At 48.9% G+C, this 12925-nt stretch carries 9 protein-coding genes and 1 pseudogene; 3 read left to right on the plus strand and 7 right to left on the minus strand.

From position 1 onward, the window contains the following. The first annotated feature begins 268 nt into the window (after positions 1–268). Both ACLQ6D_RS01000 and ACLQ6D_RS01005 read left to right on the plus strand, forming a co-directional pair. Positions 269–1012 carry a hypothetical protein gene (locus ACLQ6D_RS01000; RefSeq protein WP_411725383.1) on the plus strand — a complete coding sequence of 248 codons (744 nt, stop codon included), beginning with the start codon at positions 269–271 and terminating at the stop codon, positions 1010–1012. Between the two features lie 135 nt (positions 1013–1147). After that, positions 1148–2635: a toll/interleukin-1 receptor domain-containing protein gene (locus ACLQ6D_RS01005; protein WP_411725384.1), complete on the plus strand. Its 1488-nt coding sequence runs from the start codon at positions 1148–1150 to the stop codon at positions 2633–2635. On the opposite strand, the gene ACLQ6D_RS01010 is transcribed toward ACLQ6D_RS01005, so the two are convergent. From ACLQ6D_RS01010 to ACLQ6D_RS01040, 7 genes are all read right to left on the minus strand, one after another. Further along, on the minus strand, positions 2632–2961 hold the full coding sequence (locus ACLQ6D_RS01010; RefSeq protein ID WP_411725385.1) for a CDGSH iron-sulfur domain-containing protein: 330 nt from the start codon (positions 2959–2961) through the stop codon (positions 2632–2634). The two genes, ACLQ6D_RS01005 and ACLQ6D_RS01010, sit on opposite strands and share 4 nt — an antisense overlap. Before the next feature lie 39 nt (positions 2962–3000). After that, positions 3001–3444 (minus strand): YidB family protein, encoded by a 444-nt coding sequence (locus ACLQ6D_RS01015; protein ID WP_411725386.1) that lies wholly within the window; start codon positions 3442–3444, stop codon positions 3001–3003. 177 nt (positions 3445–3621) lie between these two features. Then, complete coding sequence (locus tag ACLQ6D_RS01020; RefSeq protein WP_411725387.1) at positions 3622–3960, minus strand: DUF2782 domain-containing protein; 339 nt, start codon at positions 3958–3960, stop codon at positions 3622–3624. 374 nt (positions 3961–4334) lie between these two features. Then, on the minus strand, positions 4335–5435 hold the full coding sequence (locus ACLQ6D_RS01025) for a sterol desaturase family protein (protein WP_411725388.1): 1101 nt from the start codon (positions 5433–5435) through the stop codon (positions 4335–4337). 731 nt (positions 5436–6166) lie between these two features. Next, positions 6167–8629 (minus strand): galactose oxidase-like domain-containing protein, encoded by a 2463-nt coding sequence (locus ACLQ6D_RS01030; RefSeq protein WP_411725389.1) that lies wholly within the window; start codon positions 8627–8629, stop codon positions 6167–6169. Positions 8630–9412: 783 nt separating this feature from the next. Then, the gene (locus tag ACLQ6D_RS01035; RefSeq protein WP_411725390.1) at positions 9413–10417 is read right to left on the minus strand and encodes a pyridoxamine 5'-phosphate oxidase family protein; all 1005 of its coding nucleotides are present in this window, start codon (positions 10415–10417) and stop codon (positions 9413–9415) included. A 321-nt stretch (positions 10418–10738) separates the two neighbouring features. Further along, complete coding sequence (locus ACLQ6D_RS01040) at positions 10739–12112, minus strand: FAD-binding oxidoreductase (RefSeq protein ID WP_411725391.1); 1374 nt, start codon at positions 12110–12112, stop codon at positions 10739–10741. A gap of 631 nt (positions 12113–12743) precedes the next feature. Between ACLQ6D_RS01040 and ACLQ6D_RS01045 the strand changes: the two are divergent. Further along, positions 12744–12925 (plus strand): annotated as a pseudogene (locus ACLQ6D_RS01045) (IS5/IS1182 family transposase); the annotation flags it as partial.

Here is a 12925-nt window from a genome sequence, read left to right on the forward strand (position 1 = left end):
GTTTACCGACACCAAACGCACTGGGCGTGTCGGTTGGGACACGATTTGGCAGGGTTGGTTCCGATTACAAGAACGGCTTCAGGGCTACCAACTCAGCAAGTCGGGACTCGCTGAGTTGTGATCAAGAAACAGGCATGTTGCCCCGTCCCGCCCAAGTAGGTACGCTATGTGCGTACCTTACGATGTTTAATGGTACGCACAGCGTACCCGCTTGGCTAGCCAGATGTTTGTGTGTTTCTTTAAAGCTTGGCTTCATAAGAGAATCACAATGAATGGGCTGCAAAATACCTTGAAATCAGTCGTATCCCCCAAAGCACTTAGTTTCCTTCGAGGCGCTTATTATAAATCAGTGCCGCCCCAAATCCGTAGCTTTCTTCGGGGAGTGAGTCGTGATGACGTTTTCCAGCGAGCCATGAAGCAGTTCCTGAAAGATCCAGGTGCTTGTGCATACCCTGGAAATCCGGTACTCATTGACTTGATTTATGGTTGGGGAAACGAAGCATGGAGCGCTATGGATGAATTCCTTGCGGGTTGCATAGATCATGCGCTGACATCACGCGGGCCGATATTGGAATGTGGCTCTGGTTTGTCTACCATCCTGCTTGGTGCTGTAGCCAAAAGGCAAGGCCAGGGCCATTGGGTTCTTGAACACAAACCTGCGTGGGCTAATAAAGCGCAAAGATATTTAAGTGAATACAAGCTAGATTCCATCATATACGCAAAGCCCCTCAAGAACTATGGTGATTTTTGTTGGTACGAGGTTCCGCTGGATAGGATGCCAGACAGTTTTTTCCTGGTCGTGTGTGATGGGCCGCCTAGTAGAACTAAGGGAGGAAGGTATGGGCTGATCCCAGTCTTGAGGGAAAGATTAAAGTCGGGTTGCGTCATCCTGCTGGATGATGCAGAACGGGAAGCCGAACTTGATATCGCAAAACGCTGGGAAGCCGAATTTGATACGTCGTTTAATATCCAAGGAACATTCAAGCCTTACATAAATATGACTGTGTCATAATAGCTTAAAACCCAGCGTGTAGGGATTTCGTGGCGCTTATTTCCCTTATTTCGTCGTACCCCATACGGGCTACGATACTACGTACTTTTCCCTTATAATGTTACCTCTTTATCCACTGACATTCCTGGTGATGATATGTTGATTAACCCAAGTTTCAGGGGTTCCGTTTTCATAAGTTACCGACGTGCGGATTCACCTGGTTACGTCAGGGGGCTTATGAGCGACCTGCGTAATACCTTTGGAAGTAAGCAAGTCTTCCTGGACATGGAAGACATTGCGGCCGGGAGCGATTTCCCACGTATCATCGAAGAGGCGGTCAGCAATTGTGAGCTGTTGCTTGCGGTTATTGGCCCAAGTTGGGCCGAGGTACGCGATGAGTTTGGTCGGCGTCGAATAGAAGATATTTCCGACTTCGTGCGTCTCGAAATTGGTGCCGCCCTTGGGCGCAAGATTCCGATAATTCCGGTGCTGGTGGAAAATGCCAAGATCCCGAAGGCGGACGAACTTCCCGACGAGCTTAAACTGTTCGCGACACTGCAAGGGGTTACCCTTACACATGATCGTTGGGACGACGACATAGCCCGGTTATTCGACGCCATAGAAAATGTCACGGTGGAACCACGAGTCGCACACCAGTATTCCGCTGCGTTGGCCAAGCTGGATCAGGGACATTGGAAAGAGGCGTTAACCGATTTCGAGGCCATCACTTCGATTCAATCGCGCTACCTGGATGTTCCAGAGAGAATCGAACCGCTGCGCGCGCTGGACAAGAAGCTGTCCCGGCTCGGGCCTAAGGCGAGCAGATGGCAAGATTTAGCAAGCAAGTATCCCTTAGCGCTTATGGCGATTGTTTGCCTGCTTCCAAACGCATTGGCGGCAGTGTTTAACTATCTGTTCAATTGGGAGGTTATCGTGCATCCTATGGCCAGACGCGGGGTCGAGCATGCGGAACACTACTTTCAGGTTTGTGCAGTGCTTGTGAATGGCATCGGGTTCTTGGCGGGCTTAGCGCTATTCATCTTTTTCGCCAGACCCGTGAGCCGCGGACTCGCAGACATCATCAGAGGCAGGGTTATAGCGCACGAATCCTTGATATTTTTACGGCGACGCTGCTTGGTGCTGGGGCAATATACCGCACTTATCAGTGCTTGCTTATGGATCGTGGCGGGGCCGGTCTACCCATTGATGATTGGTGCATTGGAATTTCGAGACTATGTTTACTTCATCGCTTCAATAACTGTATGCGGTGTGTTTGTCGCGACTTACCCCTTCTTGGTCGTGACGTGGTTATGCACGCGCGTGTACTACTTGGCATTCATCACCCCCGGTTCAGTTGCCGCCGACGATATGGCAACGCTAACCCGTGTAGACTCCTGGAGGTGGCGCTATTTGGCTATGGCCGGAGCCTTGCCGATGCTTCTGTTAGCGCTGGGGATCGTTCTGGGGCCTTCAATCGGATCACGTTGGGCTTCAATGCTTTTGGGCATTTTTGGGTTTGTCGGCGTTGCTGGCTTTATTTTAGCGCTATGGCTATTCCAGGCGATTCAGGACGATATTGTCTTATTGAAGGAAGCGACCTGGGCCTATGGTAGCAAGGTCGATAATCAAGAAGCCCAGCACTAAAGCACTTTATGGCTACCATCGCAATAAGGCGGATTTTTGGTTTGTTTGCATTGGCAAATGGCGACTTTCTGTGTCTCGCTGATTTCAAATTTTTGCGGTGTAAAGGGTGTGGTTTTATGTGAGCCGTCGCAAAAACTGCCGTTCTGGCTGTGTCCGCAAACGCACCAGTAGTAAGTGCCAGCTTCCAGTTCGCAAACATTGGGATGGTTAGCGGCAATGTTGGGCTTATCCTCTCTATAATGGCTTACTATATGCTTGGGTAGATCCTTCGGCTGGCGATAACTGCTTGATTCCGTTCGTGGTAAGCCATGACATGAGCCTGTCAAATGGCCGAACCATGAACGGGAATCAACTTCAGGGTTTCCTTAAGCCGATTTATTGCCAAGCAGGCTGGTAAGTCCAGCCAAACCCAGATCCAGCAATTTGTTGTCGCCCGGAACTTCGCCATCAGGTGTCAGTTTATCAATAACTTGGGGGAGCAAACTGGACAAACTTCCGGCTACATCAGCCATATTGATGCCCACTTTTTCGGCAAGACCTTGTACAAAGGAAGAACCCAGGACAGCCTGAATTTGTTCGGCGGAAATAGTTTGGTTTTCTCCGGTGTTGACCCAGGAAACGACTTGCTCGCCCAGGCCGCCCGCTGAAAATTTTTCTATCAAACCCGACAAGCCGCCCGATTGTGGATCGCTAATCATGCCGATGACAGATTCCAGCAGGTTGTTATCGACACCTCCGGCTGCTCCTGGTGCGGCATTATTGGTGGCCCGGCTTTTTATAACCCCTAAGATTGCGTCTAAAATACCCATGTTGTTTTCCTGTTGTTATGTAATTGATAGATGCGGTGAATTGTTGTTTTGCCTACTTCATGGCGAATCATACTGCTTCCAGCTTTTAGGGTCAAACTACGGCGTTAGTCCCCTAAACTTAAGATAACCAGAAGCAAAAATTGCAGGAGAACGAAGATGGGCGAATAGGGGATAAATTCAGTCCCACTCCAGTATTTTCCACATATTGACCCGGCTGCCTTTGTCCAGGTCATTGCCACGCACATCCATTTTGCCGTCACCATCGGAGTCGATAAAGTAATAAGGCGGGCCGATGTCAGGGATAATTTTTACCATATACAACTTACCGCCCCTGCGATATTCTTGGATAGTTTTTTTTCCTTTGCGGATAATGGTAATGTCCGGTTCCATATTTTCACCACTCTCAACCGGCAAGGGCGGTTCTGGCACTTCAGGAACAGGATCAATCGAGGGCGGCTGTTCATCTACAGCAAAAGCAGGAAAAGCAAAAAGAATTAGCAATAAAAAACGGCGCATGGCAGGCTCACCTAAAATAAAAACTAAGCCTATCTTATTACATTACTGTCGATTTACCCGACAAAAAACTAACAGTACGTTTTAAAAATCCATTCTCCCCACAAAGCCGGACGGGGCATGTTGCCCAATGCCATTATGTTAAGAGATCTAGTCCCTTCTCCCTTGAGGGAGAAGGTTAGGATGAGGGGGACAAAAAGCCTTTTCCCTGTGTTGTGTCTCCTCACCCCAACCCTCTCCAGCAGGAGAGGGAGATTTTTCTTAAATTAATGGCATTGGGCATGTTGCCCCGTCCATAGGGTTTTTTCCGTATAGTCCAACAATAACGGTGCGTCCAAAGTACGGGACGGGGGGTAAAAACCCCTTCTCACTATCCTTTATCGCCACTGAGATCTGATTTGCATAAAATCTTTCAGGGATTGCTGTCTCAATGTCTGGTTGAGACTGGATAACATAAATTTAAAATAATCAGCCACACCTTGCCAGGCGGAATGGTTCCGGTGACGATCATTCCCATACGCCTGATTTAGGACATCCACTTTTGCATCCAGCCAATCCCGAAGCTCGTTACCAGAACAAAAATTGCGTTTTTCGGCTTTGTAATAAGCGGCCTCGGCAATCATCACATCCAGGTTAGCTGGCCGGACGCGGACTGGAGTTTCCACGCCTAAGCCAAATTTTACCAAGTTGAGCACATCCTGCGGCGAGCCGCCCTTGATGCCTATCGCTTTAGGTTCAAGTTCCGACAGCGTTCCAAACAGCCTGTCCCAGATCGAAAGCACTGCGCCATAGTTACGGTCATGCTCGCTACGCTCAGTTGAATGATGAACCCTGTGCAGAAAGGGAACAATCATGAAACGTCCCAGAATCCGCTCGTATTTAGAGCTAATGTTGGTGTGGTGAAACATGATGCACAAAGTGACAAGGGTTTCAATCGCCAATACCAGCATCTTGTCGATGCCCAGAATAACAATCAACAGCGCTTTCAGGCTATTAGTAATAAGTATCTCCACAAAATGTAGCCGGAATGCTGTCGATACATTCAAATAGGGATCGTTATGGTGCACACGGTGGAACATCCATAAAGCATCCACGCGGTGACAGGCTTGGTGCCAAACATACAGCAACAGGTCGATCGCCAAAAAAGCCAAAATAGCTTTTAGCGAGGGACTTGAAACAGAGCTCAACAGCCCGTAGCTTGAATAGCGCTCGGCGAGCATGAACAGGGTTGAAACCGAACACACCGACATCAAGATACTGTTAAAAACAAACAGGCTTATATTGGTACGGTAAGATTGGCGCGTTTGCCCTGCTGGAAGCGTTATCTTTGGAAAGCGGTTCTCCAGGTTCGACAAACCGACAAAGCATATCATCAAGGTGAAGGCCACCAGCTCGCCCGTCAGTTCAACAGGCCATGAGGCAGACCAGGACGCGCTCGATAAAGTCAAAGTAGATTTTGCTATTAATTCAGTTAACATGTGCTTATCCTCCAAATCCGACAAAGATGTCGAACATTACGAAGTTAGCTTACCTAAGGTTAATGACGTAATGATGACAGCGATGTCTCCAAATCTCAGCCATTAACCTTTAAAAATACCGTTTTGAAAAGCCCTCGATTGGTTTAGCGCCAATCAGTTTTTCTCCACAGGTTTTCAGTTAAGCGTGTGCCATTAAACCCCGGCATCCTTACATAAAGATTAAGCATATAACATGCCAATAATTTACAAACTATGTAGGAAGTATAGGAAAAGCCCTGATAAGGCTTGATTAGCAAGGGGTTATGGCATTTAAAAGGTTGTGGGAACACGATTTGTGTTGTTGATTTGGTAAAAAATGTTCGCTTAAAACAACATTTGTGCTTTAAGGTAGTGCAAAACTGGACTTAATTCTGCACTTATTTTGTTAGTGGGTAGCCCAAAAGGATTGGGTTGATGAGCAAATCGTAAATTTCCACCATTAATATTCGGGCTTACTTTAATTGCTATCCCGTTCATTCATACAAGGTCACGGGGCAAGCCGTAACTTATTGATTCGGCCTTGTGAAGTATTACCTCCCGTTCGCCTTGAGCCTGTGTCGAAAGGCCAATGGGCTTCGACAGGCTCAGCCCGAAAGGTTTCAAACATAATTAGGCCGTATCAATAGTGTTATGGACTCGAACTGCCACAGCTCGGCATTTGCAGAGAGGAAGAGCTTGCTGCGAAGCCCCAGTCATACCAAGTGAATCCATTTTGCCACGGACGGAATTCCGTTCGTATCTGTCAGGAACAACATATACCAACCCGGCGGGGCGATACCGGGTTCGTTGGTCACCTGGACTTTGATTTTGCCACTGGTCTGGGACACTATGTCGAGATCCACCAAGCGCTGGCCGCAGTCGAAGGAGTGGGTGGTAATGCCGTTCCGGATCAGGCTAACCCAACGGATCGCTCCTGTTTGCGGCGAACTGATGGTGATGGTTTGCCCATAGCCCCATTCCGTCGTAACAGCGCCGATGGAAGGCCGCTGGCCCTTAAACAGATACGGTGGGCTGAACACCTCCAACCGCAGCTCTTCCTCTGGGTCTGCTGGCTCCCAAGCCACCGATTGGCCCCCATTTGGGTTGCTGCCTGCTGCCACTACTCGGCCGTCCGGTAGCAGCAGGGCTACGGAGTGGTAGAGTCTTGGTACTGTCGCTGTCGCCAATAATCGCCAGGTATCGGTGGTAGGGTCGTAGAGTTCCGCCTGCAAGCGCGCCAATGGGGCGTTCTCCTGCTTGAGCGAACCGCCGCTGACGAAGACCGTATGATCCGGCAACAGAATCGCATTCAAATGGATACGTGGCAGCAGCATCGGGGCGGCGGCCACATACTCAGGTGTCTCTGTTGTCAAATCGACGATGCTCACCATGCCAGTGGCATCTGTCTGGTTTTGTTTACCAGTCGGCCCACCACCCATGATCATGATTTTCTGATCCTGGGCCGGAGGCAAGATCACGCTGGCCGATTGGTTACGGAGTACCGGATCGAGCAGATCGTTCACTGGCTGAGTGGGAACTGGGTTTTGGGTAATATCGAAAATGCAGGGTTGAACGCCCAAGTCGTCGTCCATGCGTCCGCCGGAGAAGAAAATTCTTCCGTCCCGCATAAGGAACAGATGAGCATATAGCGGCAAACCTGGGAACCCTGCCGTAAAATGCCGAACCTCCCAGGTGTCCGTCACCGTGGAATAGATTTCCACCGCCTGGTTATGGTTGTTGGCGAAACCCTCGTCCAGTCCGGTGGTCGCCAGAACGCGACCGTCAGCGAGAGTGACCAGTGTCGGATACCAGCGGCCGTGCGCCATGTGCGTGACGAAAGACCAGTCTTGACCGACGGGGTCGAAGACGGCGGCCTCGGCGCTGCCCCGAAACAGTAGCGGAGGTGGCCCGTAGTCCAGCGTCCCCCCCGCCGCAAGCAGGCGCCCGTCCGGCAGGAACGTATGCCCACAGCAGAACAGGTCGAATGGCTTGCCGTCGGCGACGTCAAGGGTGGCTGGGTGGAAAAAATTAGGATTGCCGGAACCCGGAGCGACCTCCGGATCCCAGACGACACTGATGGACACACCCTTATTCACGTCGCCGAAATCTGGGCTTCTGAAACGTACACCGCTGCTGCCCGATCCGGCAAAGAAAAGCACCTTTCCTGTATGCAGCAAGGCCGCATGGACTGCCAGGACGCCTGAGTGGAAAGGCAGCATTTCCCACTGTCCATGGATTGCAGGCTCTTCGACCAGATCGACCACCTCGTAAAATCCGGCGTTCTGGTCGGGCGGATTGTCGACCATGAAGACCAGTAGTTTCGGCTGGCCGCCTAGCGGAGCGACGGCGATTCCGCCGCCCTGGTTTTCCCAGGAAAACCAGCCGGGCGCACCCATCCAGGCACCCCAACCGCCGGCAGGATTACCGTTCGCGTCAATCTGCTTGGCGATTTTGTAGAACGCCTGGTTCTGTCCTATGGCGTTATCGATCTGGAATATGATCAGATCCTGAATATCGCCCCCCATATCCGCAACAGCGACTCCGGCCCCCTGGTTTTCCCAAGAGAACCAGTCTGGCACCGGCATCCAAGGGCTCCAGCCGCCGGTCACGTTGCCGTCGACGTCCAGTTTTTTGCCGATGCAGTAGAGTCCCTGATTCTGTCCGCCGGGGTTGTCGATCATGAAAACAATCAATTCCGGGCGTCCGTCCTGATCCAGATCCGCCACCGCAATGGCGCCATGTTGATTTTCGAAGGAAAACCAGTCAGGTACGGGAATCCAAGGCCCCCAACCGCCGTTGATGTTACCGGTGGCATCGAGTTGCTTGCCAACGCGGTAGAAGCCCTGGTTTTTTCCATCCGCGCTATCGATCATGAACACGATCAACTCCGCCTGGCCATTCGCGTCGAGATCCGCCACAGCAACACTGGCTCCCTGGTTTTCAAAGGAGAACCAATCAGGTACGGGCTTCCACTCGCTCCAGCCGCTACTGATAGCGCCGTCGTCATCCAGATTTTGGCCGATTCGGTAATTCGCCTCGTTCTGGCCTGGCGGAGCATCCACCATCAGCACAATCAGGTCTTGCTGTCCGTTGCCATTCAGGTCGGCAACTGCAATGCCCGCACCCTGGTTCTCCCAGGAAAACCAGTCGGGAATATTGATGAAATTATTTGGCATGAGATTGTTTCTCCGAGTCTACGTGTTGAGTCATCAAATTGAGCCTTGTCTTCGGCAGCGTCGAGTCCAGCTGAAGTGTGCTGGTCTCTAAAATTCGTTATGCACCGTCCCCAACACGGATTCTAGCGTCGTTTTTTAGCTTGTCCAAGTGTATCAATTGGTCAGGTTCTATTGGTCAATGGCTAATTTTGATTGGATATATTCATAACAGACCGACATCAAGAGGCTATCTAAAACAAACAGGCTTATATTTGGAACGGTAAGATTGGCACGTTTGTTTTGCTGGGCGGTTTATCTTGGGACCGTGGTTCTCCAGGTTCGACAAACTGACAAAGCATAAGCTAACTCAAGGTTAATGACGGAATAGTGACGGCGATGTTACCAATTCAGTCATTAATCCCCGACATCCTTAATAAAGTTTAAGCATATAACATGCCAATGACTGCTAAGCTATGCTGGGAGGATAGGAAAAGCGCTGATAATGCTTGATTGGCAAGGTGGCTGGCGTTTATTAAGGTTGGGGAAAACACGATCTATGGTGTTGATTTGGTAAAAAAATTTGAGCCTAAAGTAACGTTCGTGCTTCAAGGTAGTGCAAAGCGGGCCTTATTTTGCACTTATTTTGTTAGAAATACCTGGTCAAACAGAGGAGTTTTAGTTTAGGAAAATGTAAAGGTTGTAGACAGAAGGCAGACGGAAAAGCACTGTATTATCCGATGAAGATAAGAAGCCACTGAGTCAGGAACCCAGTATTTGTAGGGAATATATTGCTTTTGTTAAGCTTTACTTTTTCTCCAAGTTCGTCATTAGTTTAGTAATTTCATGTTCAGGCACGTTCAGCTCGACCAGGGCTTTCTTAAGGTGTCCAAGCACCACATCCATGATTACATCATTCATGCTAGCATTGGTCTGTTGCCTGTAAAACTCGCGCAGATTTTCCGGCAAGCCCTGTTCCGGCCCATAAGCGCCAAATACAGTTTTTAGAAAATGCCTTTGTTTGTCCAATAGTGTCTGGAGATTGATTTCATTCAGGAAAAGGCTGGGGTTATCGTCCAGCAATAACTTTCGGGTAACGGCTTCTGTAATAGCCTGAATTGCAGGTTCGCCACCGATTCTTTGGTAAAGAGGAATATCATGCAGGGCAAAAAAATCACTTCGTTTTAGCCCGTCATCGTCCGTACCCCAGGTAATGTCCTTTTCCGCTTTTTTAAGCAAGGGGATATGTTTGGAACAGTGAATATAGGCTTCCTCAATTTCAACCATAACCCAGCGCTCAGGACGATGGCCGCCTTCGGCGTTTATCTCGGCTATGACATCCTGCGGTAGATCTTTGCGGAATTTCAGCAGGTCTTCATGTTCGACCAGTTTGGCTTTGCCGTTCACATGCAGGCCGACGGTGCTGTCAAAAAAATCGACGAAAATCATGCCGATATGCGGATTTTCGGTGATATTGCCCTGGCTGGCCATCACGCCGTTGCCGCGATATTCGGGATACACCAGATAGTTATCGTTCAGCACCCTGACGAAACCCGGCCTGCCGAAACGAAAAGAGCAATCACAGTCACCGTGTTTATCGGACGTTGCAATGAACAATACCTCTTGCCTCGCGATAAATTCTTTCATGACCGGCGACAGATAATTCAGCACCTGCTTGTCATAAAAGCGCAAGGCACGCTGCGTGGTGCCGTATTTTTGTTGTAAATAATGCTCGCCTTCCGAACCCGGCAACAAGGTAACCGGAGCCGCGGAAGGCGGATTTTTTGGTTTGGCCTTAAATAATTGGAACATAGTGTCTCTCCTTTTGTTTTTTTGATTGATTCCATGGTCTATCTGGTTAATGCCGTTAGGTTAAGGAAAAATCTACCTCTCCTGCTGGATGCCTACATGGATGTAGGTAGTAGGTGGAAAAATGCTCCTGCATTTTCCACATTCACTACATCCCTGTAGTTTGGCAACGCAGGAGCAGTTGCCGAGAGGGTCGGGGTGAGGAGAATAAGCACAGGGAAAAATGCTTATTTGATCCCCTCATCCTAACCTTCTCCTTTATGCCCTTTGGGTGCGATGGGAGAAGGGACAGTTCTCTTTAACTTAATGGCATTGCCTATCCGGTTAAATATCCAGCACGACATTCGAAGCCGGATAGGCGCAACAGGTATAAACCCAGCCCTTTTTTTTATCTAGATCATCGATTTCCGCCTGATCCGTCATTTCAACCTTGCCTTTTAGGCACTTAACCATGCATTCTCCGCACTGGCCGCTACGGCATTCATGACCTATGATGATGCTGGACTTTTCCGCAAGTTCCAGTAACGTCATCCCTCCATCGGCAGCAATCGTTTTGGCTGATTTGGCAAAGCTGACCTCATAGTTCCCGGTTTTGCTTCTCGATGGCCTGGCAAGGCCTGAATCATCGGGTTTTGCGACCGGACTATTGACGGTAAAACTTTCACAAAATAATTTTCCGGCCGGCATTGTCAGCTTCAGCAGGTTTTTTTTACACTCCGTCATGAAAGCATCGGGCCCGCATAAGTAAACCGTCCGATCCGGCAAATCCGGCACCTGTCCAGCTATCATTTGTTCGTTAACGCGCCCGGTTAAACCAGTCCACTGATTGAGCGCAAGCGGCTCTTTTGTCAGGGTAATAAATAATTTGATGTTTTTATGATGTGCGGCGATCAGATTAAGCTCATCACTATAAATAATATCGTAGAGGGTTTGAAACGACAGCAATAACATGACATCAACATGCGCCTCGGTATCGGCAAGCCAGCGCAACATCGACATGATCGGGACTATGCCGCTGCCGGCCGCTAAAAACAGAATTTTTTTGGGGGCATGGTTTACACAACTGAATTTTCCGAACGGCCCCTTTAAATTGAGGGTATCGCCGATCTTCAGATGATCGTTGAGCCAGTTGGAAACTATCCCGCCGTTCGGATCTCTTTTTACAGCGATTTCCAGAATTTTGGAACGTGCAGGACTTGATGCCAGGCTATACGAGCGTTTGTACGTCTGCCCTGAGAGAACGATTGAAAGCGTAATATATTGTCCGGGCAGATAATCAAAAACCTGCCCATTGGCTGTGCCAAGTCGAAACGTTTTGGTATCGGGCGTTTCTTCATAGTAATTCAGGACGGTGAATTGAGTGCTTAACGCCGTACCGCTGGCAAGGTCGAACCTGCCCCCTGGTATTGGCAAAATATTTGAACCACAAGTTTGAGCAGAGTCAACATTGACAGGATAGCCTTTCGCTATGGCTAATTCATTTTCGAAAAACCGTTGGAAACTGGCTGTATCAGGTTCCCGGTTTGTCTGTTTTTTGCTTAAATCGGAAAATAAAGCGCCGAATGGGCTACGCTCCGATACTGCATGATAGCGATGGGCAAAATAGGTTTTACTTTGAGGTGCTGTTAGCGATGCGCCGGCTTTTTTGAACAACCGGTGTGCCCAGGGCCTTGCTGATTTTTTATTGTCATTATTCATCACTCACCGTCTTATCAATCTGTATAAGGGCTTAATGTAAGAATACGCCGATGTCCAGGAGTGCAAAGATCCATTACATTCATGCTTGAGCCAAAATGATGCGCTAACGTAATTCATCCATCAATACTGGGCATCAAATTATTCAAATGCAATGACAAAAATCACGCAATTTCAGACAATTTGAGTTAACGTCTCGATAGCTCTGTGCGCTATCCGTTAACCTAACTGTAATTCAATGGTTTGCCATAACTCCCTTAATGCCTCATCTACACTATACCAATTGTGTAGTATTAAGCTGTTAACTTTTCCACTTCCAAATAGTGAATTTTCCATTTAAGTAAGTACGTGCAACTGTTTTTAAAAGCCGTCATTCCGGCAGTGATTGCCGGAATCCAAGCTTCATGGATGGCTCGGGGCTTGCCCCATGGCACTGGATACTCGCTTCCCGGCGGGTATGACGCACTTTTTTTCTTCAGTTGCTTATCAAGCTCTTTAATTCAGGTTTTAAATCAGATATGCGTTTTTACTTAAATGCAGCCCTCGTTAATAAACTCTTAGATTTCTTACATCTTAGAACCTGTTCAAGATTTAATATCAAGAGTATCCTATAAGTTTTTGATAGGTACGTAGAATGGGCTATCCAAGCGACATAAGCCGGGAACAGTTTGGGCAGGCCAGGGAGGTATAGTCGGCACGGAAGAAAACCAAGCCGAGGGAAGTCGATCTTTATGAAGTGTCTGTGGGCCACTGTAGGCCCTCAACAGTGGTTGCCAATGGCGGATGCCACCGAAGGAGTGCCCCAAGTGGCGGACA

The organism is Methyloglobulus sp. (genome assembly GCF_046714055.1).
Taxonomy (GTDB): Bacteria; Pseudomonadota; Gammaproteobacteria; order Methylococcales; family Methylomonadaceae; genus Methyloglobulus.

What these genes read in the sequence shown, in the direction of transcription:
- ACLQ6D_RS01030 (WP_411725389.1), bottom strand. Translation starts at nt 8,629, where the DNA reads ATGCCAAATAATTTCATCAATATTCCCGACTGGTTTTCCTGGGAGAAC.
- ACLQ6D_RS01000 (WP_411725383.1), top strand. Translation starts at nt 269, where the DNA reads ATGAATGGGCTGCAAAATACCTTGAAATCAGTCGTATCCCCCAAAGCA.
- ACLQ6D_RS01040 (WP_411725391.1), bottom strand. Translation starts at nt 12,112, where the DNA reads ATGAATAATGACAATAAAAAATCAGCAAGGCCCTGGGCACACCGGTTG.
- ACLQ6D_RS01035 (WP_411725390.1), bottom strand. Translation starts at nt 10,417, where the DNA reads ATGTTCCAATTATTTAAGGCCAAACCAAAAAATCCGCCTTCCGCGGCT.
- ACLQ6D_RS01005 (WP_411725384.1), top strand. Translation starts at nt 1,148, where the DNA reads ATGTTGATTAACCCAAGTTTCAGGGGTTCCGTTTTCATAAGTTACCGA.
- ACLQ6D_RS01020 (WP_411725387.1), bottom strand. Translation starts at nt 3,960, where the DNA reads ATGCGCCGTTTTTTATTGCTAATTCTTTTTGCTTTTCCTGCTTTTGCT.
- ACLQ6D_RS01025 (WP_411725388.1), bottom strand. Translation starts at nt 5,435, where the DNA reads ATGTTAACTGAATTAATAGCAAAATCTACTTTGACTTTATCGAGCGCG.
- ACLQ6D_RS01015 (WP_411725386.1), bottom strand. Translation starts at nt 3,444, where the DNA reads ATGGGTATTTTAGACGCAATCTTAGGGGTTATAAAAAGCCGGGCCACC.